The sequence below is a fragment of the Myxococcus sp. RHSTA-1-4 genome, assembly GCF_020037125.1.
GTDB lineage: Bacteria > Myxococcota > Myxococcia > Myxococcales > Myxococcaceae > Myxococcus.
The window spans coordinates 65,826-83,752 of sequence record NZ_JAIQDG010000014.1 but is presented as its reverse complement, the minus strand read 5'-3'; the positions used below and the strand labels follow the sequence as shown (position 1 = coordinate 83,752).

At 72.7% G+C, this 17,927-nt stretch carries 15 protein-coding genes and 1 pseudogene; 7 read left to right on the top strand and 9 right to left on the bottom strand.

The features are described 5' to 3' along the window. Positions 1 to 214 precede the first annotated feature (214 nt). Positions 215 to 340 (top strand): annotated as a pseudogene (locus tag K8638_RS45245) (TetR family transcriptional regulator); the annotation flags it as partial. 20 nt (positions 341 to 360) lie between these two features. On the opposite strand, the gene K8638_RS19920 reads toward K8638_RS45245, so the two are convergent. The 5 genes from K8638_RS19920 to K8638_RS19900 all read right to left on the bottom strand — a co-directional run bounded on the left by K8638_RS19920 (position 361) and on the right by K8638_RS19900 (position 4,255). Further along, entirely contained in the window at positions 361 to 522 is a 162-nt protein-coding gene (locus K8638_RS19920; RefSeq protein WP_223756277.1) for a hypothetical protein, read from the bottom strand. Positions 523 to 1,020: 498 nt separating this feature from the next. Continuing rightward, complete coding sequence (locus K8638_RS19915) at positions 1,021 to 1,824, bottom strand: acyl-CoA thioesterase II (protein ID WP_223756141.1); 804 nt, start codon at positions 1,822 to 1,824, stop codon at positions 1,021 to 1,023. Positions 1,825 to 2,098: 274 nt separating this feature from the next. Next, on the bottom strand, positions 2,099 to 3,046 hold the full coding sequence (locus K8638_RS19910; protein WP_223756140.1) for a hypothetical protein: 948 nt from the start codon (positions 3,044 to 3,046) through the stop codon (positions 2,099 to 2,101). Positions 3,047 to 3,228: 182 nt separating this feature from the next. Then, on the bottom strand, positions 3,229 to 3,765 hold the full coding sequence (locus K8638_RS19905) for a hypothetical protein (RefSeq protein ID WP_223756139.1): 537 nt from the start codon (positions 3,763 to 3,765) through the stop codon (positions 3,229 to 3,231). Continuing rightward, a complete protein-coding gene (locus K8638_RS19900; protein ID WP_223756138.1) occupies positions 3,752 to 4,255 on the bottom strand; it encodes an RNA polymerase sigma factor in 504 nt (167 codons plus the stop codon). The genes K8638_RS19905 and K8638_RS19900 overlap by 14 nt, the downstream gene beginning before the upstream one ends. A 219-nt stretch (positions 4,256 to 4,474) precedes the next feature. Here K8638_RS19900 and K8638_RS19895 point away from each other — a divergent pair, with 219 nt between their 5' ends. Continuing rightward, on the top strand, positions 4,475 to 5,020 hold the full coding sequence (locus tag K8638_RS19895) for a hypothetical protein (protein ID WP_223756137.1): 546 nt from the start codon (positions 4,475 to 4,477) through the stop codon (positions 5,018 to 5,020). A gap of 15 nt (positions 5,021 to 5,035) precedes the next feature. On the opposite strand, the gene ung is transcribed toward K8638_RS19895, so the two are convergent. Continuing rightward, complete coding sequence (gene ung, locus K8638_RS19890) at positions 5,036 to 5,713, bottom strand: uracil-DNA glycosylase (RefSeq protein WP_223756136.1); 678 nt, start codon at positions 5,711 to 5,713, stop codon at positions 5,036 to 5,038. A gap of 285 nt (positions 5,714 to 5,998) precedes the next feature. Between ung and K8638_RS19885 the strand changes: the two genes are divergently transcribed. From K8638_RS19885 to K8638_RS19870, 4 genes are all read left to right on the top strand, one after another. Beyond that, entirely contained in the window at positions 5,999 to 7,789 is a 1,791-nt protein-coding gene (locus K8638_RS19885; protein ID WP_223756135.1) for a CpaF family protein, read from the top strand. A gap of 210 nt (positions 7,790 to 7,999) precedes the next feature. After that, positions 8,000 to 8,941, top strand: coding sequence for a hypothetical protein (locus K8638_RS19880; protein ID WP_223756134.1), 942 nt, complete (start codon positions 8,000 to 8,002; stop codon positions 8,939 to 8,941). Between the two features lie 14 nt (positions 8,942 to 8,955). Continuing rightward, positions 8,956 to 10,623, top strand: a complete 1,668-nt coding sequence (locus K8638_RS44585) for a hypothetical protein (RefSeq protein WP_255662810.1) — start codon at positions 8,956 to 8,958, stop codon at positions 10,621 to 10,623. A 135-nt stretch (positions 10,624 to 10,758) separates the two neighbouring features. Beyond that, a complete protein-coding gene (locus K8638_RS19870; protein WP_223756133.1) occupies positions 10,759 to 12,582 on the top strand; it encodes a serine/threonine-protein kinase in 1,824 nt (607 codons plus the stop codon). A gap of 15 nt (positions 12,583 to 12,597) precedes the next feature. Here K8638_RS19870 and K8638_RS19865 read toward each other — a convergent pair whose 3' ends face one another. Further along, positions 12,598 to 13,368, bottom strand: coding sequence for a transglycosylase domain-containing protein (locus tag K8638_RS19865; RefSeq protein ID WP_223756132.1), 771 nt, complete (start codon positions 13,366 to 13,368; stop codon positions 12,598 to 12,600). Between the two features lie 59 nt (positions 13,369 to 13,427). Between K8638_RS19865 and K8638_RS19860 the strand changes: the two genes are divergently transcribed. After that, positions 13,428 to 14,120 carry an NAD-binding oxidoreductase gene (locus K8638_RS19860; protein WP_223756131.1) on the top strand — a complete coding sequence of 231 codons (693 nt, stop codon included), beginning with the start codon at positions 13,428 to 13,430 and terminating at the stop codon, positions 14,118 to 14,120. Here the strand turns inward: K8638_RS19860 and K8638_RS19855 are convergent. Both K8638_RS19855 and K8638_RS19850 read right to left on the bottom strand, forming a co-directional pair. Beyond that, positions 14,114 to 15,724, bottom strand: a complete 1,611-nt coding sequence (locus K8638_RS19855; RefSeq protein ID WP_223756130.1) for a WD40 repeat domain-containing protein — start codon at positions 15,722 to 15,724, stop codon at positions 14,114 to 14,116. The genes K8638_RS19860 and K8638_RS19855 overlap by 7 nt on opposite strands. Further along, on the bottom strand, positions 15,721 to 17,901 hold the full coding sequence (locus K8638_RS19850) for a penicillin-binding protein activator (RefSeq protein ID WP_223756129.1): 2,181 nt from the start codon (positions 17,899 to 17,901) through the stop codon (positions 15,721 to 15,723). The genes K8638_RS19855 and K8638_RS19850 overlap by 4 nt, the downstream gene beginning before the upstream one ends. Between the last annotated feature and the right edge of the window lie 26 nt (positions 17,902 to 17,927).

Here is a 17,927-nt window from a genome sequence, read left to right as displayed (position 1 = left end):
CTGCTCAAGGGCAGCCTCCGAGCCGCCCGTGGCCGGAACGGAGCGTCCGTTCCAACTGACCTGTCCGGTCCTCACTGCTCGCAGGTCTTTGCCTCCCTGGCATGTCAGCCCCCTGAGGTAGACACCATGCCGCGGGAGGAGCGCTCCTTTCAGCGGAGCGTCGCCCCAAGGGCGGGAGGGGAAGGGGATATGGACGGCGGAGCAGCTGTACCTCATGAGCATGCGGGACTCGGCGGCGGTGCTGGCGCTGCGGGGCTACGGCAACGCGCGGGCCGAGGAGATGGCGAGGGCGGCGGGCCTGTCGGTGGGCAGCTTCTACCGGCGCTACGGCAGCAAGGGCGCCTTCGCCCACCGGGTGCGTCAGTGGGCCGACAGCGAGCTGTGCCGCATCGCGCGCATCGTCTTCGAGGTGGAGCCGAGCTCGCGGGAGGGCAGAGGCTTCCGCGAGGACTTCGAGGACTTCTGGCGGCAGCTGGCCTGGTTCGCGACGAGGAGACCGGAGTGCTTCCACTTCGCCTTCATGCCCTGGCACATCTTCTTCGAGGGCGGCGAGGACGGAGGACTCCGAGACCATGGGCACCAGCACGTCGGCGCCTGTCGCGGAGCACGTCGAGGCCGAGAGGACTGGCGGAGTCGCGTTGGCCACCGGAGCCGCATCACCCGAGGCGCCTGTCTCCGACAGAGTGGCGCCGGGCCATGCCCCCCGAGAGTGGGGCGAGGACTCAACTCACGTGGCGCCCCCACGCGGTTGTCGGCACCGCAATCGCGTGGCTGTGTCATCTGGCAATCGCGCCGCCTGGCATCAGCGGGGCAGGTGCCCGATTTCTCGATGGAGGGATTCGAGAGCCGAGCGTCCTGGCTCTCGGGCGACCGCGAGCGCGATGGAACGCCCATCCTGGTACGTGCGACGCGATTGCATCCATCGAGGGCCACCCCGTCCGTGCCCTCTTCGATGGAGCGCCATGGCCCAGGCACCGCCGGGCGGCGCATGGTCTCATGTGCTTCCTACCGCGGCATGAATCAGCCGAGCAGCGCGAAGAGCTGCCGGCACTGCGCCAGCAGGACTCCGTCCTCCGTCCAGAGCTGCTGGTAGTCCTCCGCGTAGCCGCCCGCCGCCTGGCGCGAGCGTCCCGTGCGGAGGAAGTGCGCGTCCGCGCCCAGGCCCGGACGCGGCAGCGCGTGGAAGAAATCCACCCGGAAGTCCACGCTCGCCGCCGCCTGGAAGCCCTCCACGCGCGACAGCACCGACGGCGGGTACGCATCCATCAGCCCCACGCACAACGGTGCGTCCAGCACCACCGGGTCCCTGGGGCGAATCCAGCCTCCCGTCTCCGCCACCGGCGCCCCCGAGTACGGCGCCGCGCCGATGCAGAAGCGGTACTCGAAGAACTGGCAGAAGGTCGGCATGGGCACGTCGCCCGGCACCACCGGCACCTCGTGCGGTGGAGGCACCTCCGGGCGCGGCACGTCGAAGTACTCCAGCGTCCCGCCACGTGCCGCGCCAAACGTCGCGCTGGCCACGCACACCACGCCCGCCGCGTTCTCCACCCGCACGGTGGCATGGGTGACGAGCTTTCCCGCGCGCTCGACGCGAGTCAGCACCTCCGCCTCCCCCTCCACCGCCGGAGAACAGAAGTGCGCGGTGAACGAGCGCACCGGCCGCCCGGCGGCTCCCACGTGATGCTCCAGCGCGCGCAGAGCCGCGCCCGCGACCACGCCTCCGAAAGCGCCCCTCCCCTGATACCAGGGCGAGGTGAAGCGGATGCGGTAGCGGCCGGGTGAGAGGGGCTCGGGCGTGGTGGCGGCAAGGAAGGCGGCGGTCATGTCGTGACGCACCGTAGCAAGCCGGGGACGGCTCCGGTGGCCCCACTGCGGGTACGGCATTCCCCGGCGCCGCACACGCGCACCCTCCGTGAGACACCACCGCGTCCGTGGGTCACCTCACCACCGAAGGAGCCACGTCACGATGCGCTCGGTGCGACACCACCGCGTCCATGGCCATCCACGCGGAGACAATCCGCCACGGTGCACGCTCAGCGCGATGCTGCCTTGTCCGTGGGCAACCCCACCGCGGAGAAGGCCTCTTCACGGCGGACTCTCAGCGTGGCGCCACGGTGTCCGTGGGCAGCCCCACCGCGGAGAGAGCCACCTCATACAGGTCTCCCTGACCGTTGCCCGGCGAGCGCAGACGCACCTCGAATTCCTCGGTGGTGTAGGGCTTCGCGCGTGGCTCCGTCTGGAAGGGCAGCCGCGACGCGAACACCAGCACCCCGCGCGCGGGCACCACCACCGGCGTCAGCACGTCGCCCCGGTTCACCGCCGCGCCCAGGTTGCGTGGCGTGCTCCAGCCGCCGTCCTGGCGAAAGGACACCCAGAGGTCGTATCTGCCCAGGCTGCCAGGCCGGTCCTCCGAGCTGAAGAGGAGATAGCGCTCGTCCGGGGAGATGAAGTGGTTGCCCGCCCCGTGCACCGGGTCATTGACGGGCGCCGGCAGTTTCTCGCCCGGCCCGTAGCGGCCGTCCTTCCACGCGTGGCGGTGGATGGCTCGTTTGCCACCGGTGGGCGTGCGCGTGACGTAAAGCGTGCCGTCCGCGGTGACGGAGGTGTTCGTCTCCGACTCCTCCGTGCTCACCTCCGGCACATGGCGCGGCGCGCCCCACCCGTTCCCCTCGCGCTCCACCATCCAGACGTCGAAGTCCTTGCGCACCGGCTCGCCCTCCTTCAGCGGCCGGTTGGAGGCGAAGAAGAGCCGCCGCCCGTCCGGAGACAGCGCCGGGTCGATGTCCCGCCAGCGTCCCGAGAAGGGCGCCACCTCGGGCCTCGTCCACCGTCCGCCCCGGAAGTGGCTCACCATGATGAGCTGGAAGGTGAAGCGCGTGGGGTCCGCGCGGTTGAAGTAGACGGTGTTGCCGTCCGGCGTGAAGGCGGCGCCGAACTCCTCGTGCGCGCTGGACACGACATCCGGAGCAAAGACGCGCGGCGCCTGGGGGGCGGCCGGCGCGGCGGACAGCGAGACGAGCAGCGCGAGCGAAGCGACGGTGGACATGACTCTCCCGTGCCTCCCGCCACCTCCAGTAGAGGCGGCCAGGGGCGTGTGGCGTGGTTCAGGCCGCATGTCCCGCCACCTCCAGCGGGAAGCGGCGAGGGACGTGTGTCGCGGTTCAGTCCGTGCGTCCCACCATCTCCAGCGGAAGCGGCGGGGAGCGCGTGTCGTGGTTCAGGTGTTTCTCAGGCCCGGCGCAGCACCAGCCCGGGCGCGGACGCGAGCGCCAGGCCCGTCATCAGCCCGATGACGCCAGACACGCCGTAGAGGACGCAGGTGAGCGCGCCGCACAACGTGGCGAGCACGCCCGCCGCGAGCACGAAGCGGCCGCGCTCGTCCACCGGGGACGCCGAGGACGCGCGGGTGATGAGAAGGCCCGCCAGCACGCCGCCGCCCACGCAGGCCAGCAGGCAGAACGCCCGGCAGCCCGAGGCGCACACGTGTCCGGAGGCCACCACCAGGGGAGGCACCAGCAGCGGCATCACCCCGCCCAGCACGCCGGGCACCACCGCCCGCCCCAGCACCCCACCCCGCCAGCCGTAGCCCACCAGCAGTGCCGTGAAGACCGCCCCCAGGGCCAGCGTCCCCGAGCCCACGCTCGAGCGCAGCACCACCGCGCACAGCACCAGCACCACGCCGTAGCCACCGAGCGGCAACGCCCGCGCCAGCCGTCCCTTCTCGTACGCCCACCTCGCGCGGCGGGCGAGCTCACTCGACTCCATGTCTCGTCCTCCAGGCGGCCCGCAGCCGCGTCATGGCCCGCTCCACCCGCTTGCGGAAGGTGGCCGGAGGCACCGCCGGGCGCTCCGCCTCCCCCATCGCGGCGGCCAGCGTGGCCGCGTCCTCCGGCCTCAAGTCCTCCAGCACGTCCCTCAGCGCCGCGGCGAGCTGCGCACCCGCCAGCCGCGCCTCCGGCCCCTCCCCCATGTCGGCAAGCGCCTCGTCCGGCGCCGCGTCCTCGCGCCGCCGTTGCCTCGCCTTGCGGTATGTGCGGCACTCATAGGCCGCCAGCGACAGCACCCAGGGCAGCGCGTCGCGCGAGGCATCGAAGTCCGCCGCCCGGGTGAACACCTTCAGCAGCGCCGCCTGGGCCGCGTCCTCCGCGTCCACGCCGTCCGGCAGCAGCCTCGCGCAGAAGCGCACGAGCAGCGGGTGCAGCACCCCGAACGCCGGAGCAAACGCGCTCCGGTCGCCGTCGGCGAGCCTCGCCATCCACCCCTGCAATGCCTGCCGTGCCGCGGAGTCCACGTCCGTGCCTGCCTCGTCAGCCGCTGCCCTGCCGGCGTCGCCGCCCTCCCCCTCCATAGGCCACGCCGCGAAAAGCGTGACACGCCCCCGCGATTTGACAACTGACCAGGGGACATTTAATAAATGACCAAGGGTCAAAAACTTGAGACACCGGCGGGTCCGCCCGCGACGGGAGGGCAGTCCATGAGCATGCAGGCGCAATTGCTGAGGTACTTCGCGGAGGAGAAGGCGGAGAGCTTGCTGTTCGTCCTCGCCGGGGTGGTGGCGCTGGCGGCGTCGGTGTGGCTGTGGCGCACCGGCTCCAGCTACCGCGCCATGGCCTTCCCGCTGGTGGCGGTGGCGCTCATCCACCTGGTGGTGGGTGGCTCGGTGTACCTGCGCACGGACGTGCAGGTGGCGGCGCTCACCGCGCAGCTCGCCCAGGCACCCGCCGCGTTCCAGTCCGCGGAGCTGGCGCGCATGGGCGTCGTCATGAGGAACTTCGCCCTCTACAAGCTCATCGAGCTGGGCCTGCTCGCGGCGGGCATCGCCATGACGTACGCATTCCGCCACCGGGAGGCCCTGTACGCGGTGGGCATCGGCCTGGTCATCCAGGCGGGCGTGACGCTGGTGGCGGACCTGTTCGCGGAGAAGCGCGGGGACACGTACCTGGCCGCGGTGCGCTCGCTGTCTCCCGGCGTCACCGCCTCCGCGTCCACCCCACCGCCCGTGCTCGGACCTGCACGGTGAGCCCCGCCGCCCGCGTCACGCGGACAGGCGCCAGTCCACGGGCTCGCGCCCCTTCGCCTCCAGCGCCTCGTTGACCTTGCTGAACGGGCGGCTGCCGAAGAAGCCGTTGCTGGCCGACAGCGGCGAGGGGTGCGTGCCCTCCAGCACCACGTGCCGCTTCGCATCGATGAGCTTCTTCTTCTTCTGCGCGTAGCGGCCCCACAGCAGGAACACCACCGGCTCCTGCTTCGCGCTCACCGCGCGGATGACCGCGTCCGTGAAGTCCTCCCAGCCGTGCCCCGCGTGGCTGTTGGGCTCCCCCTGCCGCACCGTCAGCACCGCGTTGAGCAGCAGCACGCCCTGCTTCGCCCACGGAATCAGCGAGCCGTCCTTCGGGCGCGGCACCTTCACGTCGCTCTCCAGCTCCTTGAAGATGTTCACCAGCGAGGGCGGCGGCGGCACGCCGGGCTTCACCGAGAACGCCAGCCCGTGCGCCTGCCCCGGCCCGTGGTACGGGTCCTGCCCCAGCAGCAGCACCTTCACGTCCTGGTACGGCGTCAACCGGAACGCGGAGAAGAGGTCCTCCTCCGACGGGAAGACGGTGGCCCGCTTCCGCTCCTCCTCGACGAAGCGCTCCAGCTCCAGGAACGACGGCGACGCGAGCGCCGCGCGCAGCTCCTTCTTCCAGTCCTCGGGCAGCCTGTCCGCCAGCATGAGTCTCCCTCCCTCTCCTGCCTGATGCCTATCCACGGGCAGGGGCATTGAAGCACCTACCTGCCGCGTAGGCCCACTGCTTTCCGCCGGGACACCCTCCCGGGGGGCGCGGGCCGTGTGAGGTCTCGCAGTATGCGCTCCGCGTCTGACATGGACGGAGCGTCCGGGTGCCTCCGGAAGCCGCCGTGGCGGGTCGTGTCAGTCAACAGTGACACTGGAAGCAGGCAGGCGGGCCGGTCTGGATGTTGGGACCGGAGCGCCGGGCGCGCTAGCCTTTGCGGCGCCATGACGATGTACACCGAGTCACTCCGCGCCTTCCTCAAGCCCGTCCTGCCCTACCTGGACGACGAGTCGGTGACGGAGATCATGATCAACGGCCCGTCCGACATCTGGATTGAGCGCAAGGGCCTGCTCACGCGCACCGACGCCTCCTTCACGGAGGAGGGGCTGCTCGGCGCCGCTCGCAACATGGCCCAGTTCGTCGGCCGCGTCCTCAGCGAGGAGCGCCCCCGCCTGGACGCGCGCCTGCCGGATGGAAGCCGCATCCACGTGGTGCTGCCGCCCATCGCCCGCCGGGGCACCACCATCTCCATCCGCAAGTTCTTCCGGGAGAAGCTGACCGTCCAGTCGCTCCTGAAGTTCGGCTCGCTGACGCCGCAGATGGCACGGCTCATCGAGGCGGGCATCGCCACCAAGCTCAACATGCTGGTGTCCGGCGGCACGGGCTCCGGCAAGACGACGCTGCTCAACATCGTCTCGTCCCTCATCCCCGACGAGGAGCGCATCCTCACCATCGAGGACTCGGCCGAGCTCCAGCTCAACCAGACGCACGTCGTCTCCTTCGAGAGCCGGCCCCCCGACAAGTTCGGCAAGGGCGGCGTGGACATGGGGGACTTGCTGCACTCGGCCCTGCGTCTGCGCCCGGACCGCATCGTCGTGGGCGAGGTGCGCGGCGGCGAGGCCTTCCACCTCATGCAGGCGATGAACACCGGCCACGGCGGCTCGCTGGCCACCACGCACGCCAACACGCCCACGGACACGCTGCGCCGCATCGAGTCGCTGTGCCTCATGTCCGGCGTGGAGCTGCCCATGGTGGCCATCCGCGCGCAGGTGGCCAGCGCCATCAACTTCATCATCTGCTGCGAGCGCCTCCACGACGGCAGCCGCAAGACGATTGCCCTCTCCGAGGTGCTCCCCCTCAACGAGAAGGGCGACTACCGCACGCAGGACATCTTCGTCTTCACGCCCGTGGCCAAGGACGATGACGGCCACATCCTCGGCTACCACGCGCCCACCGGCATCATCCCCAACTTCGTCGCCAAGGCCCGCGCGTACGGCTTCCCGGACCTGGACGAGTCCTTCTTCGACCCGGCCACCTATGGCCTGCCGCCGCCCCCCACCTTCCTCGCCGGAGCGGCGTACTCCGTGCGCTGGGCCCCCTCGCTGAAGCACCGCGAGGAGGGACGGCCGGACCCCTCCCACTTCAAGCAGGAGTGGGCCGCGTTCGAGCAGAAGCTCCTGCAGGACGCGCGCGACGCCAGGGCCGGCAAGGCCTCCGCTCCCGCGCAGGTGCAGGTGCCCGCCACCGCCCCCAGCCCTCCGCCCGCCGCGCGCCTGCGTCCATCCGAGCCGCCCGCGAGGTCCGGCGCGGCCACGCCTCCCGCCGGAACCCGGCCCCCGGCCGCCGCGCGCCCGCCCGCGCCTCCGAGCATGGGCGACGACGACAAGACGCCTCCTCCCAAGCGCCCCCCCTTCGCCGGTCCTCCCGAGGACACCCACGCCGGGCCCCCGCCCGAGTCCAACGTGGAGGTGGACGCGGAGTTGCTCACGGAGGCCGGCGCCGCGCGCCCTCCGCCGCGCAGGCCCCCGCCCTCCGCTCCGGCCCGGGCCCCGCTCTCCAACGCCAACGTGGCCACCGGCTCCCGCCCGGCCCTGACTCCGCGCCGGCCTCCTCCCTCCACTCCGCCCCGCCCCCCCGCGGAGGACGACGACGCGGACGCGGACAGCGCCTCGGAGATGAATGGCGGTTCGGAAAAGACGCAGATCCGCCCGGCGCCGGAGCGGCCGCGTCGCTGAGGACCCGGCCCCGGGCCTCCCCGCTCACCCGGCCTGGAGCCGGGAGCACCCGCCCCACTCCGGGAGTGATGGCTGCCCGACGCGAGGTTCGCGCCCTGGCCGGTGGGGTGTTCTCCCACCGTGGCCATGAATGGAGCGCGCGTCCATCCCCAGAGCATTGCGTTGATTCCCATCCTTGCGAGGAGCGCGTGTCAGGGGGAAAGTGATTGCGTGTGGACCTCCCTGCTCGCCGCGCTCATCCTGGCCACCCCGGCGCCCGCCGCCTCATCCCAGGCGCCCATCACCGTGCTGGTCGCTCCTCCTGACGCCGCGGGCGCTCCCTCGCACGTCATCGAGTTCGCCCAGGAGCACGTGGCCACGCAGCTCGAGTCCCGGGGGATGGTGGTCATCCGCGTGGAGGACGTCACCCGGAAGCTGCCCGCCTCCAAGCGGCGCGCGCTCCTGCGCTGCAACCGCACGGAGCCCAGCTGCATCCAGTCGCTCGGCGCGGCGGGGAAGGCGGAGGTCGTCCTGGTGGCGGAGCTGGGCCAGTTCCTCAGCGGCTACCGCACCGGCGCCCGCATGTATCTGGCCAGGGACGGCTCGCTCATCACCGAGCACCTCATCCCCGGCGTGCGCGAGGACCAGCTCCTGGACGCGCTCACCCAGTCGCTGGAGGTGGTGGTGCCCCGCACGCGGACGGCCCTGCGCGGCCCTCCGCCCATGCCGCCCATGAAGGACGTGCCCCCGCCCGGCGTCACCCCGCCGCCCAGGCCCCCGCCCACGGCCACGACGCCCCCGCAGGTCGTCACCCCGGTGGAACAGCCGCCCGCGCCCGAGGCCCATCCGCTGCGCCGCTGGGCGTGGCTGCCCGCCGCGGGTGGCGTGGCGCTGGCTGGCGTGGGGACCCTCTTCTACCTGCAGGCGGGCGACAAGTACGACGAGCTGGACAAGGGCGGCACCGACGTGCCCATCAGCGACCCGGACGACGTGGCCTCGTCCGGCCGCCGCGCGCAGACGCTGAGCCGGGTGGCCTTCGGGCTGGCCGGGGTGGGGCTCGTCACGGGCGCGGTGATGTACCTGCTGCCCGGTGACGCGCCTCCGAAGGTGCAGCCCTCGGCCGCCGTGGTCCCCGGCGGGGGCATGGTGGGACTGTCCGGGACGTGGCCGTGAATTCGAGGAGAACCATGCGGAAGACCTGGACCCTTGGCGCCACCGGCGCCGCGCTCGCGGCGGTGCTCGCCGCGGGCGGGTGCTACGACTTCGACGATGCGGAGCGGCGCTGCCGCGAGGAGCAGCGCTGCGAGCCCGAGGGCATGGGCGGGACGGACGCGGGCTGCGAGCCCGTCCCCGGCGTGGACCTGCCGGACGACGCCTTCGCCGACACCGACTGCGACGGCGTGGACGGCCAGGCCGACGCGGGCCTGTTCATCGACCCGGCGGGGAACGACGTGACGGGCACGGGCACGCGCGAGGCGCCGCTGCGCACGCTGGGCCATGCGCTGGAGCTGCTGCGCAGGGCGGGTGGCGGCCAGCCGGTGCGGCTGTACCTCGCGGGCGGCACCTACGACGAGGCCGGGCTGGTGCTGGACGTGCCCGCGTCGCTGCACGGCGGCTACACCGGCCGCGCCGGTGGCTGGGGACGCACCGGCGCGGAGCTGGCCCGGCTGGACGGCGGCACCGTGGGGTTGACCGTGCGCGACCTGCCGGACGCGGGCATCGTGCTGGAGTACGTGGCCGTCCACTCCGCGAGCGGGGTGGAGCCCGGTGAGCCCTCGATTGCGCTGCGGGTGCTGGGGTCCTCCGGCGTGGAATTGCGCCACGCCGTGCTGGAGGCGGGCCTCGGCGCGCCGGGCGCCGACGGCGGCTCCGGGAGCCCGGGCCAGGACGGTCCGGACGGAGGCAGCGGCACCAGCGCCGATGGCAGCAACACCGGCAACGCCGGTCCGGCGGGGACGAACATCTGCTCGGGAAGCGACCGCTCCGGAGGCAACGGCGCGGGCGGTGTGAACCGCACCGCCGGCCTCGCGGGCCGTCCCGGCAAGCCCGACGCGGGAGGCGGGGATGGAGGCCCTGACGCCGTCAAGCTGGACTGCCCGCCGGACTCCGACTTCTGCAACTGCTATGGCCGCGCGGGCGGCGGCGGGCAACCGGGCGCCTTCGGAGGCGAGGGCACGGCCGGCGCGAAGGGCGGCGGCGTGGGAGTCCTGGACCTGACGGGTGGCACGTGGCGGCCCGACCAGCAGGGTGGGAATGGCGATGCGGGCGTCCCCGGTGAGGGAGGCGGAGGAGGAGGCAGCGGCGGAGGCTGCAGCGACGGGCTCGTGCTGTTCACCCCCGGTGGCAGTGGCGGCGGTGGCGGCGGCGGTGCCGGTGGCTGCGGCGGCGCGGCCGGACAGGGGGGTGGTGGCGGCGGCGCCTCCATCGCGATGCTCCTGGTCGACTCCCAGGTGTCGGTGGGTGAAGGCACGCAACTGCGCACGCTGGGCGGTGGCCCGGGTGGCAGCGGAGGGGCGGGGGGCGCGGGTGGCCGGGGTGGCGAAGGAGGCGCCGGAGGGGCGGGAGGCGCCGTGAACACCCAGGTGTCGCCACCGCCGACCCCGCTCACCTACAACACCTCCGGAGGCCGGGGTGGCGCCGGAGGCCGGGGCGGCGACGGCGGCAGGGGCGGCGCGGGTGGCGGTGGCGGCGGAGGCCCGTCGGTGGGCGTGTGGTGCGGCGCGGACGCGGGCGTCGCGCTGGCGGGTGACGTCACCTTCACCCTGGGCAACGGTGGCGCGGGCGGAGCGAGCCCCGTCAACCGCGGAGACACCGGCGTGCAGCAGAACGTGGTCGACTGTCAGCCCAACCCGTAGGTCCGCCGTCCGCTGCCCGACGCGGGGGGGCCCGTCGGGAGGAGAAGGCGTGCGGAGCTTGACCGCTCGCCTGGTACTCCGGACCGGAGCACATCGCCTCACCCACGTCCTCCTGCTACGCTGCCCCCGGTTGAGATGGCATCCGAGCTGATCTGCGAGACCTGCGGTCTTTCCGTTCCTCCCGACACCGCCGTGTGCCCACGCGACGGGACGGTGGTGCTGTCTTCATTCCACGTGCCGGGCGGCGCGAGGGAGGAGCCCAAGGTCGTGGTGTATGCATCCTCTGAAGCACCGGCCGCGGATGCCGGGACGAGAGACCCGCTCATCGGCCTGAGGCTCGGTGAGTACGAGCTGCGCTCGCGCATTGGCGTGGGTGGCATGGGGCTGGTGTACGAGGGCATCCAGCCCCTCATCGGCAAGCGCGTGGCGGTGAAGGTGCTGCGCCCGGAGCTGGCCCACTCCACCGAGCAGGTGGAGCGGCTGCTGGCCGAGGCGCGCGCCGTCAACGCCATCCGCCACCGGGGCATCATCGACATCTTCGGCTTCGGGCAGGTGCCCGACGGCCGGCAGTACATCGTCATGGAGTACCTGGAGGGCCAGGCGCTCGACGCGGTGCTGGCGGAGAAGCAGCGGCTGCCGGTGCCCGAGGTGCTCTCCCTGCTCGACGAGGTGCTCGCCGCGCTGGCCGCCGCGCATGGCGCGGGCGTGGTGCACCGCGACCTCAAGCCGAGCAACATCTTCCTCGTGCGCCAGCCGGACGGCTCGCGCTACGTGAAGGTGCTGGACTTCGGCCTCGCCAAGCGCGCGCAGACGCCCACCGGCCGCAGCGCGCAGACGCGCACGGACATGGTGGTGGGCACGCCGGAGTACATGGCGCCCGAGCAGGCCCGTGGCCAGGAGGTGGGTCCGATGACCGACCTCTACGCGCTGGGCGTCGTCGCCTTCGAGGCGGTGACGGGCCGGCTGCCCTTCGTGGGCAGCTCTCCGGTGGACCTGTTGATGAAGCACGTGGAGGCGCGCCCGCCGAGGCCCTCGGAGTTCGTCCCCGAGCTGCCGCCCGCGCTGGACGCGTTCATCCTGCAGATGCTCACCAAGGACCCGGAGACGCGCCCCAACTCCGCGGACGCGCTGCGCCAGCAGCTCCACAAGCTGCGCCGCACCCTGCGGGCCACGCGCTCCAACCCCAGCGCGCCCGCGCCCGTGGAGAAGCCGCGCGCGAAGGACGACGTGGACTCGCGCCGGCCCACCACGCCCGTGCCCGTGCCGCCGGAGCTGACGTCGCAGGAGCTGCGCGCCGCCGGTGTGTCCAGGACGGGGAGCAGGCGCGTGCCCGTGGCCGCGGCCATCGGCGCCGCCGTGCTGCTGCTGGGCGCGGGCACGGCCATCGTCATCCGTGGCACGGGAGAAGAGGCCCCGAAGCCCGTCCCCGCGGGAGCGGTGCTGAAGGCGCCGGAGCCACCTCCCGCCGCCGTGGGCACCGCGGCTCCGGGTGCGACGGCGGGCACGCCCACCCCGCCCGGCGCCATCGTCGCCGGGAGCCCCGCGGCAGCCCCGAGCGCCGCGCCCACCGCCTTGGCTGACGCGGCGCCCGCGCCCACGGGCGAGACGACGCCCGGGGAGCAGCTCGCGGCCCGTGAGTCCGCCCCCGTGGCCGCGCCCCAGGCCTCCCGTTCCAGGGCCCGCGCCCGGAGCGCCGACGCCGTGGCCCCGGAGCCCAAGGAGCCGCGTCTCGCCTCCGGGAGCGCGCCCCGCACGAACGACCTGCAGCGGCGCATCGACGACCTGGAGAGCCAGATTTCCACCCGCTCGCTCGCGGGGAAGATTCAGGAAGCCCAGGTGGAGACGGCGTACAAGATGCTGGACAGGTACCGCGACCAGGCGAACGGGGCGGACGCCGCCCAGCGGCAGAAAATCTCCGCCGGGCTCGACTACCTGGAGCGCACCTATCTCAAGCGCTAGCCGCGCGGCCGGCGCTCACTTCGTGCAGAACACCGGCTGGGCGATGGCGTTGCGCGCGCGGTCCTCGCTCACCAGCTTCCAGCCCGCCAGGTCCTCCAGCAGCATGTCGCGGTTCTGCCGGATGACCGTCGGGTTCCGGCACACCTTGAGGTCGTCGTAGTAGCCGAACGGCGGCAGGGCCAGCTGGAGCTCCGCCAGCTCCGACAGCTGCAGCTCCCCCAGCTCGCGCCCGAAGAGGGTGAAGGCCGCGTCCTCCACGCCGACGATGCCGCGCTCGAAGTAGATGATGGCCAGGTCGTACGCGATGAGCTGGTCCTTCTGCATGAAGGAGTGCAGCCGGTGCGCGGCCACCGACTGCGGCAGGTCGCCCTGGATGTTGAGCGCGCTGGCGATGCGCATGGAGAGGAGGCGCTCGCAGCCGCCGTCCCCCGGAGGCATCGCCCCCGCCGTCACCCCCGCGAACAGACGCCAGGCCCATGCCGGCCCGTCCTCGCGCGGTGTCTGGAAGTAGCGGGGGCAGCCCAGGTGCCGGATGTAGAGCGCCACCAGGTCCTTCGGCAGCCGCGAGAAGTCCGGCCGCGTGAAGGTGATGGGGCGGGGGTTCTTCTCGTACTGCCCCGCCCGAAGGCTCATCCGCTCGCCCTCGATGCTGTGCTTGAGCTGTTTCTCGACGTCGAACTCGCTCTCCAGGGGCGGCAGCCTGCTGGCCGTATAGAGATACGTCAGCGGGATGACCACGCCGGCCAGGCCCAGCAGGAACAAGATTATCCAGAGCAGACTCTTCACCCCCCCAGGCTACCAGGGGAGGCACGCACCCGGCGCTCCGGGTTAAAATCGAACTCACCATGCCCGACTGGCACCCGGCCACCGTCTCCACCACCGCACCCGCCGCGGATGGCCTCACCGACCTCGTCCTCGACATCCAGGGCACCCCCCTGGTGGGGACCCATGCACACCCCGGGCAGTACGTCCGCCTGCGCCTGCCTGGAGCGCCGGAGGGCATGTTCGCCATCGCCTCCCCGCCCGCCCCCCAGGGGACGCACTGGGAGTTCCTCCTCAAGGCCGGCGCCACGCTGGCCGACGCCCTCATCCGCCTGCCCCCCGGCGCGCGGGTGGAGGTGACGCCTCCCGAGGGCCGGGGCTTCCCGCTCGAGCACGCGCGGGGCCGTGACGTGCTGCTGTTCGCCACCGGCTCCGGCATCTCCCCCATCCGCTCCCTCATCGCCAGCATCCGCCACGAGCGCGACGCCTATGGCCGGGTGACGCTGTACTTCGGCGCGCGCACGCCGGGCGCCTTCGCGTACTGGGACGAGCTGCACGAGTGGGAGGCCGGCGGCGTGCGCGTGGTGCGCACCTGCAGCCAGCCCGGCGCCAGCGGCTGGCAGGGCCTCACCGGCTACGTGCAGGCCCACCTGGGCGAGGAGCCCGTGGAGGGCGCGGTGGCCTTCCTCTGCGGCCAGTCGCAGATGGTGCAGGGCGTGAAGGCCACGCTCCAGGCCCGCGGCGTGTCGAAGGACTCCATCTTCCTCAACTACTGAGGGGCGACGACGGAGGGCTCCACGTAGCGCACGCCGAGCAGCACCGCGGCCGGGTCGCTGTCGCCGCTGCTGCTGACCTCCTGCGGCGTCCACGCGGCCACGCCCACCTGGCGCCCGTCCGGGCTGAAGCGCACCCGGCGCACGGACCAGTCGAACTCGCGCTCGCCCCGCGCGGCGTCCTCCCCTTCCGTGAAGAGGTACACCCGCTTGTCCCAGCCACCGCTGGCCAGCGAGCGCCCGTCCGGGGAGATGGCCGCGGTGGACACCACGCCCTGGTGCAGCGGCCACTTCTGGAGCACCTGGCCGGACCGCGCGTCCACCAGCGCGCCCGCGTTGAAGGGCCCCCGGGGCTCCTCCACGCCCTTGCGCTCGCGCTCGTACACCTCGCGGTTGCGCTCGGGTTTCTGCTCGGACAGGGCCACGCCCAGCCGCTGCCCGCGCGCGTCCACGGTGACGTCGCTGACGTAGGCCGGGAAGGTGAAGTCCGAGCGCGGCGCCAGCACCAGCGCGTCCACCGTCCGCGCGCCCTCCGGCGGCCCGCCCTTCAGCGTCAGCACGGCCTCCTGCGTGACTTCGTCGAAGGCCACCTCCACCCGCTCGATGAAGGGAGTGCCCAGCACGCCCTGGAGGCCCTGGGGCACGCACGCGTCGCACACCGCGATGTCCACGCCCTCCAGCCGCAGCGACTTGAAGTTCAGCGTCTGGCCCCGCGCCAGCCGCGCCACGGTGGTGCCCAGCGCGCCCGGTATGTTGAGCGTCTCCTTGAGGAAGGGCACGTCGATGCCCGCGGCCGTGGCCGCCGCGCTGGTGAGGACGATGGCGGGCGTGCGCGCGTCCAACGACAGCATCACCGGGGCCCTGCCATTCACCACGCCGCCCAGCACCACGGAGTCACCGCGCCGCTCGAAGCGCACGCGCGCCTGGCCCGGCCGCAGCGCCTCCACGCCCGTGCGCCACGCGCGCACGTGCTTGTCCCAGCCGCCCGAGTACAGCGTCCCGTCCGGCGCGAAGGCCAGCGCGCTCACCGGCCCCTCGTGCCCGCGCTCCTCCGAGGCGTACTCCAGCCCCGGCACCGCCAGCACCGTCATCAAGCCCTTGTCGCTCCCCGCCACCAGCCACTTCCCGTCCGGGTGGAAGGCCACCGTGCCCAGCGGCTCCTCGGTGCGGCGCTCGCCCCGGAGCGCACCGGTGGCCGCGTCGAACAGGCGCACCACGCCGTCCTTGCCCGCGGTGGCCACCAGGCCCCCGTCCGGCGAGAAGGCCACGCCCTCCACGTCGAACTCGTAGGGGTTGATGGCCGGGTCCGCCAGCAGCACCGGCGGAGGCCCCAGCGACCAGATGGACAGGAAGTACTGCTTGGAGCCCAGGCGCGAGTACGCCACGCGCCCGCCGCGGGGCGCGAAGGCCAGCCCCCAGATGAAGTCGCGCCGGTTGAGCACGGCCTCCACCTCCACGCCCGCCACCGTCCCGGTGAGGTAGCCGCCCTGCGTCCGGGCCAGCCGGGCCTCCACGTCCGGCGCCAGCTTCGGAGGCGCGTGCGCGCAGCCCCCCAGCGCCAGCAGCCCGCCGGCCAGCAGCGCCACCGCGTTCCGGCCCGGCCTCATGTGCCCGAGCCTCCCCGCGCGGACGCCGCCTTCTCCTTCTCCACGTTGATTTCGGTGATGCCCTTGTTGTCGATGGACAGGAGGAACAGCGGCTTCACCGCCTCGCGCTTCTCGTTGAACGAGGTGCGGCCGGTGGCGCCGTCGAAGTCCTTCAGGTTGGCCAGCGCCTCACGCATCTCCGCGCGGGTGCGCGGCGCGCCCTGCTTCTGGTCGATGAGCTGGCGCAGCATGCGTCCCGAGTCGTAGCCGATGGCCTCCAGCAGGCCCGGGTCCTTCCCCGTCTCCTGCTTGTATGCCTCGCGGTAGTCCTTCACGAAGCGGCGCGTGGCCGGCCGCTGCGAGTCCACGAAGAAGCCGTCCACGTACACCGAGCAGGTGACGAACTTGCCGCCGCGCTCCACCAGCTCCGGCAGCCCCGAGCGCCCCTTCGGGCTGCTCCACTGGTTGGCGCCGAAGAGCGTCACCGTCTTCAGCTCCTTCTTCCCCGTCGTCTTGCGGATGCGCTCCAAATCCCGCGGGTCACACGCGTTGGTGACGATGTCCTCCACCGCCAGCGCCGGGGCCACGAGGCTGACGCGGCGCCAGTCGTCCGGCATGAAGATGGCGTCGAAGTCGACGATGGGCTCCACGCCGGCCTTCACCTTCTCCAGCGCCTTGCGGCGGCGGTACGCGTCCAGGTTCTCCCCCTGGATGTCCCGCACGCCACCCACGTAGTCGCCGCGGTCCTCCAGGTAGTAGCGGCCCACCAGCTTCTTGGCCTCGTTGGTGAAGGTCGTCTGGTCGTGCGCGTAGCGCTCCGCGCCGCGGACGACGCCGCCGCGAGACACGACCTCGTCCCAGAAGGTGTCCGCCAGCTCCACGCCGTAGGGGATGTTCGGGTAGAGCAGCGCGAAGCGCTTGTAGCCCTTCACGTTCATCGCGTAGTCGGCGATGGCGGTCGCCTGCGCGGAGTTGGTGAGCATGTTGCGGAAGACGTACGGCCCCATGTCCGTGATGCCCTCCTGACGGGCCATGGTCAGCAGCGGGACCTGGAGCTCCTCCGCCACCAGCGCCGCGCGCTTCGTGTCGTCCGCCAGCAGGGGCCCCAGCACGGCGATGGCGCCGTCGTCGAAGGCGAGCTGCTCCATGGCCTGGCCCGTCTTGTTGACGTCACCCTGCGTGTCCTTCACCACCAGCTCGATGTTGCTGCCCTCCAGCCCCAGCTGGATGCCGCGCAGCACGGCCTCGCCAATGGGCTGGTAGCGGCCCGTCATGGGCAGCAGCACGCCGACGGTGCGCGGCTTCGCCTCCACCCGGCGCGTGGCCCGCGCCAGCAGCTCACGGGCCTGCGGGGCGAACGCGTGGCCGGGCGCCTCGGCGAGGAAGCGGTTCAGCGTCTCCTCCAGCCGCGACCAGTCCCGCAGGTGGTAGTAGACGCGCGCCAGCTTGAAGGTGATGACGGGCCACGCCGGGTTGGCCGGGGACAGCCCCTCCGCCACGCGGGCGATGTCCACGAAGTCCGCGCGGCCCTCCACCAGCTCCTCCACGCGGGCCACCGCGGCGGCCTGGGCCTCGGCGCCCTGCGCCCGGCCGGCATCCTCCACCGCCAGCGTCAGCGCCTGGCCGTACAGGCCCGCGCCCTCGGCGGCACGCGCGGCCTCGGCCTGGAGCCGCGTGCGCTCGGCGCCCTCCGCGCGCTCCGCCAGGCTGGACAGCGTCTGGTACGCGTCGCGGTAGGCGCCCACCTCCATGGCGGAGAGGGCCAGCTTGTGCTTGGCCTCCTCGGCCTGGGGGTGCAGGGGGTTCTCGAAGAGCAGCTCGTTGAAGGACTTGCGCGCGTTGACGAAGTCCTTCGACTCGAAGAAGAGGACGCCGGCCTGGTAGAGCGCGTCCTGGCCCGCGGTGGTGGCGGGGTACGCCTTGCGCACCGCGAGGAAGGCCTCGGCCGCCTTCTTCTTGTCCGGCTCGGCCCGGGCCGTCCGCACCGTCTGGGCGAGGGCCGCGTCCGCGGCCGCGTCCTTCTTCGCCTCCACGGTGGGGCGCGTGGGGAACGGGTCTCCCGTGGGGACGTCTTCACCGGTGGTGCCACCTCCCGGCGGAGTGCGGGTGGGGCGGGGGCAGGCCGTCAACGACACGGCCAGCGCGACGACGAGCGAGCGGCGCAGGATGGGAAGGACGTCCATGGCAGGGCGGTGCATAGCAGCGGGGTGCGTCTCCGTCGACA

Coding starts and splice junctions, on each gene's coding strand:
- K8638_RS19920 (WP_223756277.1), bottom strand. CDS start 522: ATGAAGGCGAAGTGGAAGCACTCCGGTCTCCTCGTCGCGAACCAGGCC.
- K8638_RS19915 (WP_223756141.1), bottom strand. CDS start 1,824: ATGACCGCCGCCTTCCTTGCCGCCACCACGCCCGAGCCCCTCTCACCC.
- K8638_RS19910 (WP_223756140.1), bottom strand. CDS start 3,046: ATGTCCACCGTCGCTTCGCTCGCGCTGCTCGTCTCGCTGTCCGCCGCG.
- K8638_RS19905 (WP_223756139.1), bottom strand. CDS start 3,765: ATGGAGTCGAGTGAGCTCGCCCGCCGCGCGAGGTGGGCGTACGAGAAG.
- K8638_RS19900 (WP_223756138.1), bottom strand. CDS start 4,255: ATGGCGAGGCTCGCCGACGGCGACCGGAGCGCGTTTGCTCCGGCGTTC.
- K8638_RS19895 (WP_223756137.1), top strand. CDS start 4,475: ATGAGCATGCAGGCGCAATTGCTGAGGTACTTCGCGGAGGAGAAGGCG.
- ung (WP_223756136.1), bottom strand. CDS start 5,713: ATGCTGGCGGACAGGCTGCCCGAGGACTGGAAGAAGGAGCTGCGCGCG.
- K8638_RS19885 (WP_223756135.1), top strand. CDS start 5,999: ATGACGATGTACACCGAGTCACTCCGCGCCTTCCTCAAGCCCGTCCTG.
- K8638_RS44585 (WP_255662810.1), top strand. CDS start 8,956: ATGCGGAAGACCTGGACCCTTGGCGCCACCGGCGCCGCGCTCGCGGCG.
- K8638_RS19870 (WP_223756133.1), top strand. CDS start 10,759: ATGGCATCCGAGCTGATCTGCGAGACCTGCGGTCTTTCCGTTCCTCCC.
- K8638_RS19860 (WP_223756131.1), top strand. CDS start 13,428: ATGCCCGACTGGCACCCGGCCACCGTCTCCACCACCGCACCCGCCGCG.
- K8638_RS19855 (WP_223756130.1), bottom strand. CDS start 15,724: ATGAGGCCGGGCCGGAACGCGGTGGCGCTGCTGGCCGGCGGGCTGCTG.
- K8638_RS19850 (WP_223756129.1), bottom strand. CDS start 17,901: ATGCACCGCCCTGCCATGGACGTCCTTCCCATCCTGCGCCGCTCGCTC.